The organism is Bacillus sp. LLTC93 (assembly GCF_002993125.1).
GTDB classification, from domain to species: domain Bacteria; phylum Bacillota; class Bacilli; order Bacillales; family Bacillaceae; genus Bacillus; species Bacillus zhangzhouensis.
Genome location: NZ_PVME01000002.1, coordinates 205021 through 226609 on the forward strand (window position 1 = coordinate 205021; position 21589 = coordinate 226609).

The following is a 21589-nucleotide window of genomic DNA, read 5'->3' on the forward strand; positions in this document are numbered from 1 at the left end:
TTTCTCCGTAAATGTCCTCTCTAAAAAGACATTTGTTAACCTAACACAGACATTCAATGTACACACATTATAAAGGGGTATCCTCATTTTGACAAGGTAATAAAATATAAGAATGTAAGAATGAAACCGCTTAACAGCTATTAATATCAAGATTCTATATTTTCAAAATATTTTTGTAAGAAAAGCTCCCGAAAGTCGGGAAGCCTTACATTATGGATGAACCGGCGTTTTGGCCTGCTGACCTTGTAAGACAAGCGCAATATTTTCAGCACATAAACGCATCATCGTTTTTCTCGTTTCAACACTTGCACTTCCGATATGAGGGAGAACCGTCACGTTAGGTAATGTCGTTAACGGATGAGCCGGGCTGACAGGCTCTTGTCTAAATACATCGAGGCCTGCTCCTGCAATTTTCCCTGTAGTAACAGCCTCATATAAAGCATCCTCATCTACAGTCTGTCCTCTTGATACGTTAATAAAATAAGCAGAGTTTTTCATCAGATCAAATGCTTTTTCATTAAACATATCTTTCGTTTCCGGAGTTAAAGGGGTTAGACAGACGATGAAATCAGACTGCGTGAGCAGTTCATCAAAGGTGGCATAGGTCACACCTAGTTGAGCCTCTGCCTTCGGCTTTCTTGAACGGTTATGGTAAAGCACCTTCATATCAAAGCCCGCTGCCCGCTTGGCAAGCGCTGTTCCAATGCTGCCCATTCCGACAATCCCAAGGGTTTTGTGATGAACATCGGCACCGGCAAGAAGAAGCGGTCCCCAGCCTGTCCATTTTCCTTCTTTAATCCAGTCACTCGCCTCAACAATCCGTCTAGCTGATGCCATCAGCAGGGCGAAGGCTAGATCAGCTGTGGATTCTGTTAATACGTCTGGTGTATTACACACTGTGATACCATGCTTTTTAGCTGCCCCAAGATCAATATTGTCATAACCAACAGCAAGGTTCGCGACCACTTTTACATTCGGGGCATTTGATAAAAGTGCCTCGTCCACTTGATCTGACAGCATTGTGAGAAGCCCATCAGCCTTAGCAGATTGTTTTTCTAACTCTTCTCTTGGACATGGCTCATCTTCGCTCGGCCACATCTCAATATGAGCGACTTCTTTTAATGGTGTAAGTGATGCTTCATCTAGCTTTCTTGTGATATAGACATATGGTTTCGTCAAGAAGAACACTCCTTTGGTTCATTTCTTTAAGCATAACGAAAAACGCCTCTAGAGAAAAGAGACGTTTCGTTTGTTCACTGAAACTTCAAATCAGCGGATTGATGAATCCATGCAACGGGGGGAATGAGATTCCCTCCGCTACGCATGGCACTCATTTCTTGAAAAACCTTGAGAAAATATTCATAGCGGTTGGCATCATTTAAGACGTAATCTAACCGCTCTTCATAATATGATTTTTCATTTTCTCCCGACATGTAGTAGCCTTCTACAATTTCAAAATAATGAAGCGGGAACAAAAGGCGGCTATATAACAATCGCTTTGAAAAGGATGAAAGGGGTGTAACTTGCTCATATTGCTGCAGAAAGGAAAATCCTTCTTCAATTAAATCTTCCTTATGCTGGACAAAGGTTTCTCTTAAATATTCGGCAATATCCCGGGTTGGATGATCAAAGACCCAATCAACAGGTAAACGAAGCGGCTGCTCATGCGGCCATGTCATACGTGAAAAACGCTGATGACAGACAGTGCCTGAGTCACATTCTTTCGGTTCATCATCCAGCTCTGTATCAACTAAATATTGAATGGCATTTTCCGTTAACCCAAGATAATACGGAAAGGATTCAATGAATTTTTTTTCAAACCGTTCAAGCGGTTTTTGATGCATTTGCTGCACCCAAAAGCCTTCCAGTTGATCTAACCGTTTTGCCCATAATTCCTTCCAGGCCCCCACCCGTTTTGTTTCAGATACCTCATACGGAAATCCTCTTCCCCTTACATGAAAAGCCGCCAGCTCTGACGCAGGCTGAAACGATCGGCTTGTGATCGGCGGTGCTGCCTTTAATAAAGCGTACAGCTCCTTCCCATGAGTAAAGGTCGGTTTCTCTTCATTCGTTAATTCAAATACAGCGACGTATGGGTCACCGTTATTCAGTAAATACTGACTGATATGATAAAGCTCTGTGAGTTCTTCTTCTCGCAAATGAGAGACTGGAACAATGAGGAAGAGAGCCTTCGCCGTTTGAAAGCTCTGATAGCTCCCATATGGCATAAATTGACGAACATCAATACCAAATGTGTGATAAATGGTTTCTTTCATGTTTTCACCTGCGTTCATATGATCAGTCTCATATCATATCGTAGTCGCAGGTTGAGGGATTTATGAATACTATTTACTATCCGAAGCTTTTCACAACGTTGTGGACAAATTACGAGGATTGGGTGAGGAATACATGCCGCATCATCATGAGATGAACGAAGTAGAAAAAACAGCAAGACGCCGTTTACAAGAGCGAGGCGTAACCATTCAAGATATAGCAGACCTTGTCTACTTTTTACAGGAAAAGTATCATCCTGGCTTAGACATGACAGAGTGCATCCACAATGTGGAGCGTGTCATCGCAAAACGTGAAGTCCAAAATGCTATTTTAACAGGTGTTGAACTAGATGTTCTAGCGGAGCAAAAGAAGCTGACCGAGCCGCTGCAATCGATTCTTGAAACAGACGAAAGCTTGTATGGCGTCGATGAAATTTTGTCCTTCGCCATCGTCAATATTTATGGATCGATCGGCTTTACAAATTACGGATATATCGATAAAGAAAAACCAGGAATTCTCGGAAAACTCAACGATAAATCCACAGGCGAGTGTCACACCTTTTTAGATGACATTGTCGGTGCCATTGCTGCAGCAGCATCAAGCAGATTGGCACATAGTGCGAGAAATGCGGAATAAACCAAAAAAAGAGGACGCGCGTCTAACGCTTGTCCCCTTTTTTGATTATGATAATCGCTCGATCCACTCGGATAAAGAATCTATGACATAGGTTGGCTGCTTGTCATACTGCTGAAGCAGCTCTTTTGTGGTCACGCCTGTATGAACGAGCAATGTATCCATTCCTGCATTCATCCCTGCCATAATATCGGTATCATAGTTATCACCGACCATGAGCGTCTCAGATACATCTGTCCCGAGCACCCGCATGGCTTGTTCCATGATGATCGATTCTGGCTTTCCAATAAACGTTGGCTGCACCGTTGTAGTGACTGTCAGGACAGATGTTAACGAGCCGTTCCCTGGCAACAGCCCTCTTTCCGTTGGAATGGCGATATCGCCATTTGTCGAAACGAATTGTGCTCCTTGACGGATGGCAATTGCACCTACTGCTAATTTTTCATATGTAATGCCTCGATCAATTCCAACAACAACGAAATCAGCATCTTCCTGACCAAACGTCAGCCCTTTTTCTTCAATGGCCTGCTTGATCCCTTCTTCGCCGATGACGTAAACAGACGCATCTTTCTTTTGTTCCGCAATATAGTTTGCCGTCGCCATACTTGTTGTAAAGACTTGTTCTTCCGTTGCTGGAATATTGAAAGAAACAAGTTTTTCCGCTACCTGCTTCGGGGTGCGTGAAGAGTTATTCGTGACAAACAAATAAGGGATGTTCAACTCATTTAACTTGTGAACAAATTGTCCAGCCTCTTCAATCTTTTCTGTTCCTTTATACATCGTCCCGTCTAAATCAATTAAATAGCCTTTGTATTTCATGATGCTCACAACTCCAATGGTTTATTTAAATGCTGATACTGGTCCAAGCTCCTGTTCCAAATAGGTGCGGATTCTGTTCGGAAATACTTGAAGCGCCTGTTCTACCTCGCTGATTACCTGCAATAAGTCGTGATGATCCACTTCCTGATATTGCTGAACAAGCGTTTTGCGGCACGAGACAAGCTTTTTCAGCTGGCTGCCTTCCTCTTTTGGTACGACCTTTTCGTCGACAAGAATATCCATGATGTCATCATAGCTTCCTGGATCACGCATAATAAAGCCATCAATCATGTCATTCCCCGTATCAAGAATACATTCGACGAGCAGGTGAACGATTCGTTCCAGCGCTTTTTTCTCTAGAGGACTTGTCCATGTTTGATGACTGCGCATCAAATCATATTGCTCTTCGAAAAAACGTAATGTCTCTTCAATCTTCTTTCTGTCTACGAAATACATCATGACGCTCCCCTTTGCGTTATTTTCTGATTCGTTTTAAGACAAAATAGGCACAGCCAAAGTTACAGTATTCATAAATGTATTCATCGAGTGTGCTGATTTTTGTATCAAATGTGGCCTTTTGGTTTTGGTCATCAAAGAACCCTTTCAGCCTAAGCTGATTGTAGCCCCAATCACCCACAATATAATCATACTTATTTAAAATATCTGAGTACCTTGCTTTAAACGCTTCCTCATCAAAGCCGTCTTTGATATCTCTCACAAGATCAAAGGTAGCATTCTGAATAACGATCATCTTCTCACCTCTTTTTAAACGATCCATCTTTAATGATAATTCATTGGAAGAACTCCATCAATTGCTAAAGCATGTTTTTTCCGTTTTAGTCGAAGCTAAAGAAAAAAGGAGGTCACATTTATGATGAAACAACTGACAGCCACTATTCTCCTCTGCATGCTTTTAGGCGGGTGCGGCTTTCAATCAGGTATGAACAAGCAGATGGATGAAGATTCTTCAAGTAAAACCATCCGGTTGTCTGATCGCCATGAAGGAAATAATTCTAACATGCCAGAAGCAGACACAAATAGAGCAGGATATGTTCGTTATCAGCGGCAGCAAGTAACGGATCAGAAAGAAAAAACACCTGCTTTAAATCGCGAGCACCTTGCCCACGTCATTACAAGTTTAGCTGTACAGCTGCCAAACATCAAAGATGCAGCGACACTTGTCACAGATGAGGATGCACTCATTGTGTATCGTACAGGAAACAAAAACAGAGATGAATCTGCCGATCAAGTGAAGAAAACGGCGGTTTCCGTTCTCCCTCGTTATTATCATGTATACGTCTCTGATAACCCAGAGCACTTTCAATCCATTGCCAATTTTTCACGTCTTCAAACCAATTCACGTGATTTTGATCAAATTTTAACAAAAACGATTCAACAAATGAAATATTCCCCTCAAGGTGGGGATATTTCAAATCAAGAAGATGCAAATGGCATGACGAATTCCGACCGCACCATGAGAAGAAACGCCCCTTACGGCCAAAATTAATACGAGAAAAAACGCCAGAGAGCTCTGGCGTTTTCTTTGTTATGCTTGCGCCTGACGCTTTTTAGACGCTTCGTTTACTTGTTCGTCTGCATGGTAGGAAGAGCGGACAAGCGGCCCAGCTTCACAATGGCTAAAGCCTTTTGACATTGCAATTTCCTTAAGCTCTGCAAACTCATCTGGATGGTAGTATTTTTGAACTTTCAAATGCTTTTTCGAAGGCTGTAAATACTGACCAATCGCCATGATGTCGACGTTATTAGCAAGAAGATCATCCATGACTTCAATGATTTCTTCCTTTGTTTCACCGAGTCCAATCATAATGCTTGATTTCGTTGGAATGTCAGGCTGCATTTCTTTTGCACGACGCAAGAATTCTAATGAACGATCATATGTAGCACGTGCACGAACCCTTGGTGTTAACCTGCGTACTGTTTCAATATTGTGATTTAAAATGTCAGGACGTGTATCCATCAACGTTTTCAAGTTATCATAATTGCCACCCATATCTGAAGGGAGAACTTCAATTGTGGTGAATGGACTTTTTCTTCTAATGGCACGCACGGTTTCAGCAAATACGCCTGCTCCGCCATCTTTTTGGTCATCCCTTGCAACCGCTGTTATAACGGCGTGCTTTAAATTCATCAAAGCCACTGAATCTGCAACGCGTTCTGGCTCTTGCAGGTCAAGCTCAGTTGGAAGTCCAGTTTTCACCGCACAGAAACGGCATGCGCGCGTACAAACAGAACCAAGGATCATAAATGTAGCGGTTCTTCTCACTGCCCAGCATTCATGAATATTCGGACATTTCGCTTCCTCACAAACAGTATTCAGGTTGTTTTCCCGCATCATTTTTTTCAAACCGGTATAGTTTTCATTCGTATTCAACTTAATTTTAAGCCAGTCCGGTTTTCTTACGTGCTCTTCCTTCTTTGCCAATTCCATCATCTCCATATGAATTCGTTAAAGGTGCATATACAAAAATCTTCCTGCTATATACGATGGATGCAGCCACCAGCAGCTACAAAAAATTGAATCTTCGGCCTAAAGCCTTTTCTTTAGACACTTTAACATAGTACAGATTGAACAACAAGAGAATGAGCTACAAAAATACCCAAAAGCCTCCTAAAAAATCAGAAGAAAATTACTAACATTTTCTTCTTATGAAATATAGCGATCTAACCACACTAAACGGTAGAAGATGATGCTCGAAGAAAGGAGATGGACGTTTGTGAAAGTGGTTTTAGCCATCATCATCGCTCTTTCAATGATACCTTTACCTGTTCATGCACAAGGGGCGAGCAAGCAGCCAGATGAGTTGAAGCAGCGAATGGCACTATACGAAAAAGTCGCCATCACGACACAGGTCCCATGGTATGTACTTGCTGCTGTTGATCAGTATGAACACAATATTCGAAAAAGCAGAAGAGATTTACCGAAACAAAAAGGCGTCATTGGCATCTACATTCCCCGGGAAATGTGGATTGGACCAGAAAACCCGAATAAGCAGGATACCTCTCCCTTAAGCATTAAAGTGTTCGACGGCATTGGGCTTGATGGCAACGGGGATGGAAAAGCTGAAATCGATAACGATGAAGATGTACTGTTTACGTTTGCTCAATACTTGCTTCACTATGGCAGCAGCATCGACCAATTAAAAATTGCCTTATGGGACTATTATGGACGTGATCAAACCGTTGGAATCATTTCATCCTTTATGAAGCTATATAAGCATTACGGCCATCTTGACCTCGGAAAGCATGCATTTCCTCTTCCAGTCGGAGCTGATTACAGCTACCGGAGTACATGGGGAGATGCAAGAGGCTTTGGAGGCAGAAGAATCCATGAGGGCACTGATTTATTTGCTCATTATGGTCTTCCTGTTCGTGCGACATCATATGGCGTTATTGAAATGAAAGGCTGGAACCGCTTTGGCGGCTGGCGGATTGGCATACGAGATATTCATAATCATTATCATTATTTCGCTCATTTAAATGGCTTTGCAAAAGGACTGAAGACAGGCCAAATTGTGGAACCTGGTCAGGTCATTGGGTCTGTCGGAAGCTCCGGTTACGGCCCTCCCGGCACAGCAGGAAAGTTTCCTCCACACCTTCACTATGGCATGTATAAGGACAACGGACGAACCGAATGGTCATTTGATCCATATCCTCATCTGCGCGCGTGGGAAAGAGCTGAGCGGAAACGATAATGATGAACAAAGACCATCCTCTATCCTGGATGGTCTTTGATTTTAATTAAAGAGTAGCTAGCTCTCCTTCCTAAACTTAATCTTGTGCGTTATTGCCATTAATGATGGGATGAAAATGGGCATCATAATGAGGCTAAGTAAAATTAGACCAATGATGACAACTATAGCAACCTGTATCAATGTGATGATACCCGAAGGAATTAACGCTGCGAAAGTACCTCCTAAAATAACAGCAGCTGATAAAACAACTCCACCAATAGATCTTGCGGCACCTACAATTGAAGACAAAGAATGAGGTTCTAATTCTCTGTAACGCATCATTAAAAAGATACTATAGTCTACTCCGAGTGCAACAATCATAATAAAACTAAAGAACGGGACATTCCAACTTAACTCATCTATCCCTATCATATATTGACTAATCCATTGACTTATACCAAGTGAAGTCTTATACGCTAAAAGCAATGAAAAGATGATGAAAATAGGCTGCCAAAAGGACCTTGTTATCAAAATAAGAATGAGTCCAATACCAATAATCATCAACAATGCCGTACGCATAAAATCTTTGCTTGATACTTCTTTTAGATCTAGATTTTGAGATGATTTACCACCTAAAGCTGTTTTTACATCGTTTAATTTCATTTTACTTATACTGGTATTCACTTGACTGTGGATTTTCTCAATAATCGACATCGCTTCTTGCGAATAAGGGTTTACATCTAAAATGATCGTCATTTGTGCCGTTTTTCTATCGTTCCCCATATATTGATCTAATACTTTTTGATATTCGTCACTCTTTAATACATTCTGAGGGATATAGAATGTTTCTGCAGCCTTTGATTGACTTAACCCACTTAGGTGGGTTTGTGCCTCGTTAAGGCCTGAACTGACTTCGTCTAATCCTTCTGTACTTTTTGAAAGACCAGATTGTAGTTTTTCGATTTTATCTTCTAATTTGTTGAGTCCAGTCAATAAATCTTTTTGTCCATTATTAATTTCTGTTAACCCAGACTTCATCTTAGACGTATTGTTTAAAATGATACGTGATCCACTAGTCCCTTCTTTTAATCCATTACGTAATTGTGATGAGCCTTTCTTAAGTTTATTGACACCTGTTTCCGTCTTTTTGATACCTTCATTCACCTTTGCTAGAGAAGTATTTGCTTCACTAAAAGAAGACATTGCTGAATTGTATTGCGGGGTTGATTTTTCTAGTTTCTCTAATAATAAGGCGAGCTGCTCTTTACCGCTTCTAGCAATTCCTAATGTCTGCTTCACATTCGGATCACTTGCTAAATCAGGTCGAGATTGAATCAAGTTTTCCATTGATATTTCTATTTGCTCATATCCTTGTTTCGCCCCTTTAATTCCTTGATCTAAATGTTGAAAATTGTCGCTAAAAGAGCTTAATCCTTCCTCTAATTTAGAATAACTTGTATTTAATTGTGATGTTGCCTTTGAAAGTTGATGTAAATTTTTACTGACTATTACTAAACCCTCTTCTATTTCTGCCGCACTTGCAGTACCTGATTCCATTCCACCAGTTAATTGATTCAATGCCCCCTCTAGTTTATTGACGCCATCCTTCACACTGCTCGTCCCATCAATGAGCTTTTGTACATTATCTAGATCACTTGTATTTCTTTTGTCCAAATCATTCTCAGCATTTATTAATCCATTGTTTATATCGTTTACTCCATCATTTGTTTTCTCCAACCCTTTTGTGAGATCTTCACTTTGATCCTTGATATATAGATCTTTTATTTTCTTTCCAGCAGGTCGGGTTGGTCCATAAACTTCTGCTACTCCTTCTATTTTTGAAACTGCTTCAATTAATTCATCTAGTGCTTGTAATGATGATTGGTCATCCATTTTCTCATCTGATTGTATTGCCAATGTAGTAGGCGATGAAAAACCGGGAGAGAAATGTTCTTCTATAGTGTTAATCCCTTTTTTAGATTGATAGGAATCATTTATTTCAAGTAGGTCATTATAGTTCAGTTTCCCATTATCATGAAGGAAAGAAGGCACACATAAAATCATGATAAAAATAAGAGCTACTATAGGCCGTGCCACTGAATGTTTCGATAAAAAGCCCCAAACACGGCTATTGCCATGTTCCTCAAAATGTTTAGATGGCCAAAACATCTTTTTCCCCAATAGAATCATGAAGACCGGATTCAATGTCATTAACACCAGAAGCAGTATTCCTATTCCAATGGCTACAGCTGATGAAGATTGATATAGTTTAAATTCAGCTAATATTAACGTGATAAAACCAATCAACACTGCAAATCCACTATATAAAACCGTTTTACCAGCTGATTTAAATGTAGATTTTATTGCAAGCAAGATATCTTCATTTGCACTTAATTCTTCTTTAAAACGTGTATAAATTAGAATATTATAGTCAGTCCCAATTCCGAAAAGTATTACGATAAGAAAGACTTGAGTGAAATTTGAGAAGGGATAATTAAACACATCTACTAAGTTTGCAACAATTCCCATAGAAACAAGATACGCAACCCCAACAGTCAGAAGAGAAATCAATGGTACGATCGGTGAACGAAAGACAACCATTAAAACAGCTATGATAAAAATAATGGCAATGACTTCTGTTTTTTTAACCCCTTTTTGGGTAGAATCGAGAAAATCATTTAAGACAAGGTCACTTCCTGTTAAATACGTTTTCGTATCTTTCTTATCTATGAGAGAGTTTAGTTTGTTTTCTACTTCGGTTATTGTTCCTTGATTTTTATCTACCCATATTGTCATTAATATCGTTGTTTTGTCTTTAGATACTAATTGTTTTCTAGTATCCTCATTATCTAGATGAGAAATAATTTCTGTTATTCCAAGATCCTTTATGTTACTTTTAACGTTTCTTACCGTCTTTTCTATTTCTTTATTTTGTGCTTTAGTAAGTGCTTGTTTACTACCACTATTGAAAATAGCAATCATTTGATAAGAATCACTTTTATTTTGATCTATCTTATTGATCATCTCTTTAGCTAACTCACTTTGAGCTTCAGGCGGAATTTCAATTTGCCCCTTTTCTCTTACAAGTTCATCTATATTAGGCATAGTGATAATCGATATAATTGAAACCGTTATCCACAATATAAGAGAAGCGATTCTAAATCTATTTAACCTTTTCATACAGTATCTTCCCTTCTTATCATTTTCGAATGAATATTCATTCGAATTGAGGTGGAATTAGAATCCTTTAGATTCTAATAGCTTTCCAGCACCGCTCTTCAAAATGACTGATCAGTTCCTCACTTTCTTCCAGCTGTCCGGCCTCAATAATTTTATACAACCTTACAAATGCACCATAAACAATAGCAATGAGAGCATCAGAAGGAAGATTACATATAAACCCTCGATCCTTTGCATTTTCCAGAAGTTCTTTCAATAACTCTAAGAAATCATTAAATAGTTTGTTGCTTTTTTCATTAAGGTAATACTGGTTTACATGGGAATCAATAAATAGCAATGCATGATTTTCTTTGGAGAATTGAACCATTTGAAAAAAAAGGTAGCGGAATTGTTCACGAACATCACCTGCAGAAGAAGTAAAGTTACCTAGCATGGTGTTTTTAAACTTTTCAACTGAACTTTGAAATAAATAGTTAATCAGCTCTTCTTTACTTTTAAAGTAATGATAGAGTGTACCTGTCCCTACTTTTGCCTCTCTAGCAATCATTGGAATAGTAATTCCATCATATCCACGATTTGCAAACAGCTTTAAAGCTGCATCTAAAATACTTTGTTGTTTATTTGGCGTCATCATTTATCTCCTTTCGAATGAACGTTCATTCGAAAGTATACTATCTTATTTTCACAATTAAATCAAGCACTCCAATCATTTTTTCCCATTGCTCTGTTCAGCTTGTGAATGAAAGATTAAAGTAAAACATCATGTTATGTCTTAATCACTTTCATACCCACACTGAAAAATAGAGATGCTTGTCATGCTAAAACAGCCCAATTCTTTCATTGGGCTGTTACTCTTCCTTCTCCTTTTTCTCTGGGAGAACAATCGATGGAGCGCCTGAGTTCGTCCCGCTGCCATTATAATAATCTGGCACGTCCCCTTGAACGGCTTGGATGGAGACAGGTACGGAATTTTTGACGACGATCGTTTCAGATGCAAACGGAATGATGACTCTCACCTTCACTTCAATCAGAACACTAATATCAATCAAGGCATTGTTAATGCCATAAGGCTTGATGTTTTTTTCAACATCCGTATGCGGGTCACCAATGACACTAAATCGTACAGGCACTTTTGGTCCTAGGTTTGCGATCAGTGCATTTCCGGACGCTTGCCCAAGTGGAATATTGTATATAATGCCGTCATGGCCATCTGTTTGATCTTTTAATGCCTCTTTCGCTTCCTTTTGAAAATTCCCCTTTTCAATGTCCTCTAAATTTTTTTGAAGGTGACGTGATAGGTCAGCCATTGCTTTCGATGTTGCTTGCGCATTGAAATCGATCGTCGTCACTTTTCCGTTCTCGCTTGTATTCATCACCACCATATCCTTCATATTCTCCTGATCGTCTGCAAAATCTTGAACAGAATATTGAATCAGATGATTGGCGATTCGCTCTGTTTCTAGTTCAGCAATGTGAATCAGAGTTGGTTTAATAGAACGGTTAATGAAGAATAGACTAATGACCGTTGAGAGCACAAAAAATAATATGGCAAGTAGCATGACGTAACGAAACGGCAAAGGGCCCTTTTTGTAGGGGCGATAACGGCGGTTCATTCTCAATAAAAAATCCCCCCTTCTCCATTACAAGTGTATGCAGACAGGCGGGGGGATAGGAATCATCTCTCCATTTTATTTCACCATTTTTAATAATGCGTCTCTGCCGATTGTTCCAGCTGGAATGCCTAGCGCTTCTGCGGCGTATGTCACAGATTCTAAAGGTGCATCAAGCAATTGCTCGATGGTTCTCACACCGACCGCTCTTCCTGCGATGATTCCTCTATCTGCAAGCTTTTCATTTAAGAGCCCGACATCAAGTGCACCGCACATAATATAACCATGCTCGTTTGTCACTGCCATAAAATTGGTCTTCGGCAGTTTGACGGTGACGGCTGTAAAGGAATGGCCATCAATTGTAATCGGTGTTAAATTCACCAAATCCCTTCACTCCCTTCATCACAATCTATGTGAAGGGAGGGCGAGTGTTGTTAGGCTGAAGCGGATTTCATCTTGCTTCCTTCAAGCGCCAGCTCAGCACATCACGTAAAAATTCCGGCATGAAATATTCAATATGTTCATGGTCACGTATATGAGGAAACAGGGAGCCGAGTGTATACATATCTACTGTGCCAATCGTATATGAATCATCCTCTTTGATTAATTGACCATGGACAAAGACTTCTTTCACCCGTCTGGCTTCGCCTTCTTCTAATGTATAGGTGAGTCCGCTGTATAGCATTTTCCCCATCAACTCACCTCTAAAGCCGAAGCCTTTGATGCGCAGCTGTTCCATTTTTTCTTCACATGCCCGTCGAACGGTTTCTAGCAGCTGTTTACCGGTAAGCGTCACCCGAATTGGATTAATTGGATGCGGACATATTCGGTGGATTTCTTCTCTTGTCACAACACCAGCCTCTAATGAATCAAGCAACATGCCTGCATTCATCATGCCGATATCTGCCCCGCACCATTCTTTAATGGCATCTGTTAACAGCTGAGGAAGCGGAGATTCATCGAACCACTTTGTTTCAAGCTTCGTCTCGATCGATGTCACTTTTTCCTGCATGAGTGATTTTGCTCTTCTTTCAGCTTGCTGTAAGGTTGTGATGGCTTCATCCGATTCACTAATGAGCTGATCCACTGATTGCACTGTCGCTTTTTTCTCTATGAGCTCGTTGCGCGTTGTGTCAATGGTCAGCTCTACACAGCCAATGTAATGCCCATACTTTTCAGCACATGCAAGAAGTACACCATTGTCCATCTCACCATGTTCTAACAGGTGATGCGTGTGTGAGCCTAGGATGATGTCGATTTCGGGAAAATCATGAGCTACCTCCCGATCATGGATGATACCAAGATGGGAAAGGAGCACAATCACATCAGCCTGTCCTTGTACTTCTTGCAGCATGTCCCGTATGCTGTCAAACGGGTCTGTAATGTCCCAGCCAAGCTTTTCATATACAGGTGTATAAGCAATCGTTACCCCTAAGAGGCATATCTTCAGGCCATTTTTCATTGTGATCATATGATAAGGCTTTGCCCACGATGGTCTTTTCCCTTTCTCAAATAAATTAGACAGAATCACTGGAAATTGAGCCTCTTTGTATAATTGATCCAGTTGATCATGAGGCAGCGTAATGCCTTCATTATTCCCAATTGTGACCCCATCATAGCTAAGTTGATTGAGGAGCTTGACGTTTACCTTTCCATAATCAGCTTCTGACACTAGGTTCACTCGGTCCATATGGTCGCCAATATCAAACAAAAGCATCTGATCGTGAACTTGACGCTTTTCTTCAATATAAGCTGCGATTTTTGGCCAGTTCTCAAAGTGGCTGTGCAAGTCGTTTGTATGATATAACCATAGCTTCTGCAGCATGTTGATCTCTCCCTCAAGTTGTCACTGAACCGTTTCATTCAGCTTGAAAGCCGCAGCTCTCATTTAACTAAATAAATCTAACTGCTTCGGAGATAAGCTTGAATAGGTAATATCCAGCAAATCAATCATTTGCTGGCCATTCGCCGCTGCATCTCCGCCGGAGTTATTATTAAACACGACATATACATCTTTCGATTGTTGATGCAGGATGTCGAGATTCTTTTTCCATTCCTTTAATTCAGCTTCATTATATAAATATAAGTAACGTACTTCTCGCCAGTTCTCATGGTCTGCCGGGTGAAGCCAGCCCTGTTTATTTCTTCCGTGAAAACGGACTAATGTTTTATCACGGTGTGTGGCATGTATGACTGGCGGAATGGATCCTTCTCCGACTTGTGGTTCATCACAGACGGAATGAATCCACCCTTCATTCTCCATAAAGGACAAGGTTTGCTTATAAAATTCGTTTGAAAACCATGTCCGGTTTCGGAATTCGAGGGCACACGGAATGTCACCCATCTTTTCCTTACACCATCTTAAATATTGGACATGCTCTTTTTTGCAATCAAACCATGGTGGAAATTGAAACAGGACCATGGCCAGCTTCCCTTCTCGAATGAGCGGAGTCATTGAGAGGATAAAAGCGTCAAACATTTCTTCCTTCGAAGCAAAAGGAATCTCGCCTCTTTGATGTCCGGTCATTCCTTGGTATGCTTTCACGACAAATTGAAAGGTGTCCGGTGTATCCTTTATCCATTTTTCATGATTGCGCTCAGGCTGAACAGCATAAAAGCTTGCATCCAGTTCCACAATAGGGAACGTTGACGCGTAGTGAAACAGCTTTTGAGCGCTTCCTATTTTCGGCGGGTAAAGACTGTCATGATCCCCCCAGCCAGTTAATCCGATATAAATCATGTATCTCACCTCTTGCCACTTACGGGTATAGGCGGCTTTCTCACATCAAAGCCTTTGTCTCTTGGGATACCCATATTTCTGAAAGAAATTCTTCTGTCTACAACATATCACATTTGCCCGTAATTCTGAATGAAGATGACTGATGGCATGCGATTGTGTCCAGCCCACCCTGTTTGCTTGTGATATTAGTTGACAACTTTCTATGTAAAATGATTTTAGCTGATAACATAATGCATATCAGAGATGTTGACAGCGTTTGTCCATTTTTTTATTCATCTTCACCAACAGCTTTGGCTCTCAATAAAGGAGATTGAGTGGATATGAACATGGCCGATAATCATGTTGAAGCATTTAAAATAATGACCCAAAGTATTCACAAACCTGCCTATTTACTGAATCGTCATGGACGCATTCTCTACACCACACACACAATGATGACAAGTCCAGAGTTGATCCAAGTCCTTCACTTTTTTCAGAGCACGACAAGCCATTATTTTTCTATGGTACATGCTAAGCAAACCTTTTCCGTCTTTCCCATTTATATCACCGAACAAACATGTGATTATTTAGTGATTCCTTCCTTCATTCCACCACAGGAAAAAGAACTGCATGTGATGATTGAACAAGCAGTAAATGAATTGTCTATTGCACGAATGAAGCAACACGCCATCGAACAAACGGCCAAGCGAGCCCGAAATGAAGGGTTTCGCAGATGGATAGAAGGTGTGATGTCTTCCGAGCAAGACGTTGTCCGCCTTGCACAGTCGTTTGGATTAAGCACAGGAAGCACCTATTTATGTATGGTCTGTCAGTTTGATCAGAGTAGTGATTCCACGTGTGTCATTGAGCAGCAAATCGTTTTAGATCAAGTGGTTGATTTGCTTGAAAGCGCACTTCCAAGCTGTCCATTTCCCGCCTTTCTGTTTGTCAAAGGTGATATGGGTATTCTATTGATGGAAGAGACAGGCAGCTGGTCTGAGGTAAGCGGCATGCTCATCTCTTTTTTAAAACAATTGCAGCTGCTCGTGAAAAAATATGTGAATGGTACCATTTCCTTTGGTGTGAGCCTGACGGGACATCTCATCACTCATCTGCATGAGGGCTATAGGGAGGCATTGGATGCTTTTCAAGCAGGCCAGCTCTCATCGCAGACTGAATATATTCAGTTCTATCAGGCAAAGGACGTGCCAGATTTATTGAAGCTGATTCCAAGAAAGGATTTAGTCACGTTCCACCAACTGCACCTTCACCCATTATATGAACCATCAATAGTCGACCAAAGTATTCTCCACACCTTATCTGTATATTTAGAAACACATTGCCACATTTCAGAAACAGCCAAGCGTTTATATGTTCATCGCAACACTGTGATTTATCGACTGGAAAAGTGCGAGGAATTGCTTCGAATCAACCTAAAAGACCCTGACGCAACATTGCGGCTTCGCTTAGCTTTACGCATTCAAATGTATCTCTCCTCCCATTCTTATTGAATCTTTTTTTTCGGAGCTTCATATAGTTTGGAGGAGAAAAAGTGAGACACGAGGAGTGGTGACAAATGGATGAGGAGCTTCGTCACATCCCGCAGCCGATTCGAGAAGATGGCGCCGGTGCAACCGATTTAGGACCGCGAGACGTCCTTCGAGATATGGAGAATCCAGATATGCTGGTTCCTCCTAAAACCGATGCCGGGACGATCCCTAACTTAAAATTTTCATATTCAGATACGCATATGCACTTGAATTATGGCGGCTGGTCGAGGGAAATCACGGAGCGAGAGCTGCCTGTTTCAACAACTGTTGCTGGTGTAAACATGCGGCTTACACGCGGAGGCGTTCGTGAGCTTCATTGGCATAAGCAGGCGGAATGGGCGTATATGATTTTAGGCAAAGCCCGGATCACATCTGTAGATGCAGAAGGACGAAATATGATCGCTGATGTAGAAGAAGGAGATTTGTGGTATTTTCCGCCTGGCATTCCGCACTCCATTCAAGGTCTTGAGGGTGGCTGTGAGTTTCTTCTAGTTTTTGATGATGGCACTTTTTCTGAATTTGATACGTTCACCATCACAGACTGGTTTGCCCATACACCGAAAGACATTCTTTCCGCCAATTTTGGCGTTTCAGAGAAACAGTTCGACCACATTCCGAATAAGCAGCGCTATATGTTTCAAGGCTCTCCGCCGGCATCATTGGAAAGTCAGAAAGTACCTGATCCATATGGCAGTATAGAACCTCCCTTTACGTACCGGCTTCTTCGTCAAAAGCCAATCACGACGTCTGGCGGAACAGTACGAATCGTCGATTCACGCAATTTCCCGGTTTCTAAAACCATTGCGGCTGCGCTTGTTGAAGTGAAACCTGGAGGCATGAGAGAAATGCACTGGCACCCTAATAATGACGAGTGGCAATACTATTTAACCGGTACAGCCAAAATGACGGTCTTTGGAGCGGGCGGGACTGCTCGCACCTTTAATTACAGAGCAGGTGATGTCGGCTATGTTCCTTTTGGTATGGGGCACTACATACAAAATATCGGCCAAACGAGCCTTTGGTTTCTAGAAATTTTTAAAAGTGATCGGTTCGCAGATATCTCTTTGAATCAGTGGATGGCCTTAACCCCTCCTCAATTAGTGAAAGAGCATTTACATGTAGATGATGCTTTGATTCGTGCGCTTCATAAGGAAAAATCCCCTGTCGTTAAATATGAGAGATGATGCTAGCTTGTTTTAAAAAAACCGATCGTTTTTATATGATCGGTTCAGGGTGTAGACAAACCCTCGCATTCGGTGTCAGTCCTGCGTGTCGGTGCTCACGAATCTCAAATTCGCTCCGGTACTCGTCCTTCCTAGACTGCAAAGGTTTTCTATCACGCTGAAAAAAAGCAGACAAAGGGCTAAAATAATGATCATTTTAGCCCTTTGTCAACAATCTGCGTTTTCTATCGTTGTTTTAGGACGTTAAAGTTATCGGTACCAAGCTTTTGCTAAATTGTTTTTAAAGTTACTGTCTTTGAACGGTACGTTTGCACTTCCAAAGTTTGTTGTATTCAATGCGTGTCTTGCAGCAGGCGTCAAATCATCCCAGCCAATTAAAGGCTGCATTCCTTTTCCGCTCACATTGCCGCTTACGTTTAACTCGTGATTCAATGGCCAGTTGCTATCATAGCCTACCAATGGATTTGTCCCTAAAATACTTGCCGCACTTGGTGCTACTTTTTTATACTGCCCATGACCAGAATAGGCAATGGAATATACACGCGGGTTGGCAACAGCTGGGTTATCAATCCAAACAACAATGGATTCCCAATCATGACGATGACCAAAGCCTGGAGAAGGATTATCTTTTGGGAAATACCAAGCATACATCATCGCCCAGCTGCCATTGTACCAATCTGAACGTGAATATACTTGACCAATATTGTTGCTGCAGCCTCCATTATGTGAACCGCTTATGTTTAATCCTCTGCTTGTGTTTCCAGCAGCATCTACAGCTGGAAATGGCACACACCCATGCCATACTTTCAGATAAGGCTGAAACTTTTTCGCAGCTTTTTGGGTAACCGTTGTTGGATTGACTTCCCTAAAACCAACCACTTTGTCATGATCAATCTCTGCCGCATGAACTGCTGGTGGCACCGCTGCACTAAATAGGGTGACGACAAAAAAGATCATGGCAAAAATAAACTTCTTCATTCTCTCAATCCCCTTTTTTCTTGATTTTTCAGTTGCCTCATGCTGTCGAGATTGATGTTACCATTGCAGAAAATCCCTATCAATCATTTTTTGCACAAAATGTATAATTCAGTATTTTATTCACAAACGTTTATAGATTACTCTTATTTTTACCTAGATCAAATATATACTAGTTCTCATTGGAATTTTTCTAAATAGACTTTATTCAATAAAAAAGACTGTAGATCAACTACAATCTTCTTGGCATCGCATGAGTATGTTCTACTTTTTTCGCCCATACGATAGATGCAATAAAACTGGCGCAAAGCACAAGTGTCCCAAACATAAAAGGAAGCTCAATATTCACATCAAATAAAATGCCCGCAAGACTCGGTCCGACGATATTGGCAAGACTCATAAAGGATGTATTGAGACCGCCTGCTACCCCTTGCTGATTCCCCGCCATCTTAGACAGTAATGTATTGAGGGCTGGACGAACAAAAGAGGTAGCCGACAAAAATAAAATCGAACCTGTAAAGATCAACCAAAAAGACGGCGCAAAACGGCAGGCAATCAGCATGATAGCCGCACCTAGCAGCGCATAACGCACGACACGCATCTCGCCAAATCGTTTCACACAGGTATTCACTAACGCACCTTGGACAAGTACTCCTGCAAGTCCGGCCACCGTAATCACAAACGCTATATCTTTCGGTGTAAATCCGTGTTTTTGGTCTACATATAGACCGAAAATCGATTCAAAATGAATGATGCCAAAATTGAGGACAAAGGCCAATATAAACAAAAAGCCATAGGATGTCTTTAAAGCATGAGTCATCTGTACAAAAGGATTGAAATGAATGTCTTTGTTCAACCGCGCTTCTTCCTGCTTTTCCTTTGTTAGTGTTTCAGGTAAAAACAGGATGGATAACAAGGTAGACAGTGCTGCAAAAGAACCTGCGATAAGAAAAGGAAAAGCGATCCCGAACTCAACCAAATATCCGCCTACGCCTGGTCCAATGACAAAACCTAGTGTCATCGCTGCACTAAATAGGCCCATCCCTTTCCCCCGGTCCTTTTCACTTGTGATATCGGCGATGTATGCAAACATAGCCGGCATCAGCAACGCCCCTGCAGCTCCGCCTAAAAACCGAGACACAAACAGCATCCAAAGCTGATCGGCAAACGCAAAAATAAATTGGGCAATGGTGAAGCCAGCAATCCCAGCAATAATCAATTTTCTCCGTCCAAATCGATCGGTCAGTACACCGGCGATTGGTGATAATGCAAATTGTGTAAGACCCGTTGCAGCAACGAGAAAACCAAGTGTTTTTCCTGTTGCACCAAAGGCTTCAATGTAACTTGGCATGACAGGAACAATGAGGCCAAAGCCAAGCATGGCAATAAAAATATTGAGCATCAAAATGTATAATCTGCCCATCTTTTTCATATCAAAAAACCTCTTTCTGCAAAATAAATGAAAATGCTGACAAAAATGATAAGAACTTCTCCAGTATAGCGATATCGTCGCCTATTAGTCTAGTTTTTCAAAAATTAGGGTTCTTTTCCAAATAAAAAATACCCGCAGATGCGAGTATGGGAAATCACTTTATTCAGCTTGTTCATAGATAGAAAGAGCCGCCTGTAGCCCTGCTCCGCATGTAATGGCCGCGCCGTATTTGATCAACATCGCTTCAAGTCCTGCTAAAACAAACAGAACGTTTTCCTTTCGGCAGCTATAGCCCATTGTGCCGATTCTCCATATACGCCCCGCAAGCGGTCCAAATGAACTCGCAATTTCAATTCCAAAATGATGGAGCAGATCGGCACGTACCGCTTCGCCATCAATACCACTTGGGATCAAAACACATGTCACAACCGGCATTTTACAACCCGGATCACCAAATAATTCAAGCCCCATCGCTTCAAGACCTTTCATTAAAGCTTTTTCATGAAACAAGTGACGCTGAAAACGTTCATCTAGCCCTTCTTCCAGCACAAGTCGAACCCCTTCTCTAAGTGCATAAAGCATGGTTGTCGCTTCCGTATGATGATTTAATCGCCTTGGGCTCCAATAATCTTGCAGCTGGCTTAGATCAAAGTAATTGCTTTTGATTGGAGAAATATCCATCTGTTCTTGCAGTTCGTCCTGTGTCGCAATCCCCTTTTCTACTTTCTTTCTCGATTCAACGACAGCCGCCACCCGGTCATTATATGTGATAGGAGACATGCCTGATGGAACAGACAAGCATTTCTGTGTACCGCCAACCGCCGCATCAATCTTCCATTCGTCCACCTTGACCTCGACCCCGCCAATTGTTGCCACAGCGTCTACAATGAAAAGAGCATCAAGCGCTCGGCACGCTTCACCAATTTGCTGCAATGGCTGCAATCTCCCGGTGGATGTTTCACCATGGACCATCGCGACGATTTTAGGCTTGACTCGTTTCATTTCATGGATGATGTCGCCAGGTTCAAAAACGGTTCCCCATTCACATTCCATTGTATGTACCTCAGCACCATAGCGCTGCCCTATTTCAATGAGCAAATGACCGAAGCGTCCAAAGATAGGAACAAGCATTAGATCTCCAGGCTCGATCACACTGGCAAGCACAGCTTCAAGCCCTGAACGTGACGTACCATCAATCGGATAAGCCCATTCATTTTCTGTTTGAAAAAGTGACCGCAATAAGGTCATGGTTTCATTCATAATCTGTGTAAATGCAGGATCAAATTGACCGAGAATCGGTGTACTCATCACACGTAGCACTCTCGGGTCTACTTCAACAGGTCCTGGTGTCATAATGGTTCTCGAAGGTGTTTGCAGTTCTTTCACGTTATCCATCCTCTCCCTTGCTGTCCATGCTTATATGCCCACTTATACAGCAATACTTCTAAAATAGCAATCTCTTTTCTCACGAATTGATTACATAAAATTTACGATAAATCCATTTATTTCTTCATGACAATA

20 protein-coding genes are annotated in these 21589 nt (G+C 41.4%); 5 read left to right on the top strand and 15 right to left on the bottom strand.

What is annotated here, in order from left to right; all coding sequences use genetic code 11:
* Positions 1-210 precede the first annotated feature (210 nt).
* Positions 211-1179 carry a 2-hydroxyacid dehydrogenase gene (locus C6W18_RS06340; RefSeq protein WP_034317055.1) on the bottom strand — a complete coding sequence of 323 codons (969 nt, stop codon included), beginning with the start codon at positions 1177-1179 and terminating at the stop codon, positions 211-213.
* A 74-nt stretch (positions 1180-1253) separates the two neighbouring features.
* Positions 1254-2294: a spore coat putative kinase YutH gene (gene yutH / locus C6W18_RS06345; RefSeq protein WP_105926728.1), complete on the bottom strand. Its 1041-nt coding sequence runs from the start codon at positions 2292-2294 to the stop codon at positions 1254-1256.
* A 115-nt stretch (positions 2295-2409) separates the two neighbouring features.
* Here yutH and C6W18_RS06350 point away from each other — a divergent pair, with 115 nt between their 5' ends.
* The gene (locus C6W18_RS06350) at positions 2410-2910 is read left to right on the top strand and encodes a phosphatidylglycerophosphatase A family protein (RefSeq protein ID WP_025094161.1); all 501 of its coding nucleotides are present in this window, start codon (positions 2410-2412) and stop codon (positions 2908-2910) included.
* A gap of 45 nt (positions 2911-2955) precedes the next feature.
* Here C6W18_RS06350 and C6W18_RS06355 read toward each other — a convergent pair whose 3' ends face one another.
* From C6W18_RS06355 to C6W18_RS06365, 3 genes are read right to left on the bottom strand one after another with little or no spacing between them, the layout of a single operon-like run.
* Positions 2956-3729: a TIGR01457 family HAD-type hydrolase gene (locus C6W18_RS06355; RefSeq protein ID WP_105927420.1), complete on the bottom strand. Its 774-nt coding sequence runs from the start codon at positions 3727-3729 to the stop codon at positions 2956-2958.
* Positions 3730-3747: 18 nt separating this feature from the next.
* Positions 3748-4182 (bottom strand): DUF86 domain-containing protein, encoded by a 435-nt coding sequence (locus C6W18_RS06360; protein WP_034317046.1) that lies wholly within the window; start codon positions 4180-4182, stop codon positions 3748-3750.
* Between the two features lie 19 nt (positions 4183-4201).
* The gene (locus tag C6W18_RS06365; protein ID WP_003213192.1) at positions 4202-4477 is read right to left on the bottom strand and encodes a YutD family protein; all 276 of its coding nucleotides are present in this window, start codon (positions 4475-4477) and stop codon (positions 4202-4204) included.
* 120 nt (positions 4478-4597) lie between these two features.
* Here C6W18_RS06365 and C6W18_RS06370 point away from each other — a divergent pair, with 120 nt between their 5' ends.
* Positions 4598-5233, top strand: coding sequence for a YhcN/YlaJ family sporulation lipoprotein (locus C6W18_RS06370; protein ID WP_034317043.1), 636 nt, complete (start codon positions 4598-4600; stop codon positions 5231-5233).
* A gap of 39 nt (positions 5234-5272) precedes the next feature.
* Here the strand turns inward: C6W18_RS06370 and lipA are convergent, their stop codons facing one another.
* A complete protein-coding gene (gene lipA, locus C6W18_RS06375) occupies positions 5273-6169 on the bottom strand; it encodes a lipoyl synthase (protein WP_034317455.1) in 897 nt (298 codons plus the stop codon).
* 328 nt (positions 6170-6497) lie between these two features.
* Here lipA and C6W18_RS06380 point away from each other — a divergent pair, with 328 nt between their 5' ends.
* Positions 6498-7439 (top strand): M23 family metallopeptidase, encoded by a 942-nt coding sequence (locus C6W18_RS06380; RefSeq protein ID WP_223251668.1) that lies wholly within the window; start codon positions 6498-6500, stop codon positions 7437-7439.
* 57 nt (positions 7440-7496) lie between these two features.
* Here C6W18_RS06380 and C6W18_RS06385 read toward each other — a convergent pair whose 3' ends face one another.
* The 6 genes from C6W18_RS06385 to C6W18_RS06410 all read right to left on the bottom strand — a co-directional run bounded on the left by C6W18_RS06385 (position 7497) and on the right by C6W18_RS06410 (position 14948).
* Positions 7497-10598 carry an MMPL family transporter gene (locus tag C6W18_RS06385; RefSeq protein ID WP_105926732.1) on the bottom strand — a complete coding sequence of 1034 codons (3102 nt, stop codon included), beginning with the start codon at positions 10596-10598 and terminating at the stop codon, positions 7497-7499.
* Between the two features lie 67 nt (positions 10599-10665).
* Positions 10666-11229: a TetR/AcrR family transcriptional regulator gene (locus C6W18_RS06390; protein WP_105926734.1), complete on the bottom strand. Its 564-nt coding sequence runs from the start codon at positions 11227-11229 to the stop codon at positions 10666-10668.
* A gap of 217 nt (positions 11230-11446) precedes the next feature.
* Positions 11447-12211 carry a sporulation protein YunB gene (yunB, locus tag C6W18_RS06395; protein ID WP_267587093.1) on the bottom strand — a complete coding sequence of 255 codons (765 nt, stop codon included), beginning with the start codon at positions 12209-12211 and terminating at the stop codon, positions 11447-11449.
* Between the two features lie 75 nt (positions 12212-12286).
* A complete protein-coding gene (locus tag C6W18_RS06400; protein WP_034317038.1) occupies positions 12287-12592 on the bottom strand; it encodes a YunC family protein in 306 nt (101 codons plus the stop codon).
* A 67-nt stretch (positions 12593-12659) separates the two neighbouring features.
* A complete protein-coding gene (locus C6W18_RS06405) occupies positions 12660-14033 on the bottom strand; it encodes a bifunctional metallophosphatase/5'-nucleotidase (RefSeq protein WP_034317035.1) in 1374 nt (457 codons plus the stop codon).
* Between the two features lie 63 nt (positions 14034-14096).
* Positions 14097-14948 (bottom strand): DUF72 domain-containing protein, encoded by an 852-nt coding sequence (locus C6W18_RS06410; RefSeq protein WP_105926739.1) that lies wholly within the window; start codon positions 14946-14948, stop codon positions 14097-14099.
* Between the two features lie 320 nt (positions 14949-15268).
* On the opposite strand from C6W18_RS06410, the gene C6W18_RS06415 reads away from it, so the two are divergent.
* Complete coding sequence (locus tag C6W18_RS06415; protein ID WP_105926741.1) at positions 15269-16438, top strand: PucR family transcriptional regulator; 1170 nt, start codon at positions 15269-15271, stop codon at positions 16436-16438.
* A 65-nt stretch (positions 16439-16503) separates the two neighbouring features.
* Positions 16504-17661, top strand: a complete 1158-nt coding sequence (locus C6W18_RS06420) for an oxalate decarboxylase family bicupin (RefSeq protein ID WP_105926742.1) — start codon at positions 16504-16506, stop codon at positions 17659-17661.
* Between the two features lie 249 nt (positions 17662-17910).
* Here the strand turns inward: C6W18_RS06420 and C6W18_RS06425 are convergent, their stop codons facing one another.
* The 3 genes from C6W18_RS06425 to C6W18_RS06435 form a co-directional block, all read right to left on the bottom strand.
* A complete protein-coding gene (locus C6W18_RS06425; protein WP_105926744.1) occupies positions 17911-18639 on the bottom strand; it encodes an NPP1 family protein in 729 nt (242 codons plus the stop codon).
* Positions 18640-18868: 229 nt separating this feature from the next.
* Complete coding sequence (locus C6W18_RS06430; RefSeq protein WP_105926747.1) at positions 18869-20068, bottom strand: MFS transporter; 1200 nt, start codon at positions 20066-20068, stop codon at positions 18869-18871.
* Positions 20069-20227: 159 nt separating this feature from the next.
* Positions 20228-21463, bottom strand: coding sequence for a pyridoxal-phosphate-dependent aminotransferase family protein (locus tag C6W18_RS06435; RefSeq protein WP_034317020.1), 1236 nt, complete (start codon positions 21461-21463; stop codon positions 20228-20230).
* Positions 21464-21589 lie beyond the last annotated feature (126 nt).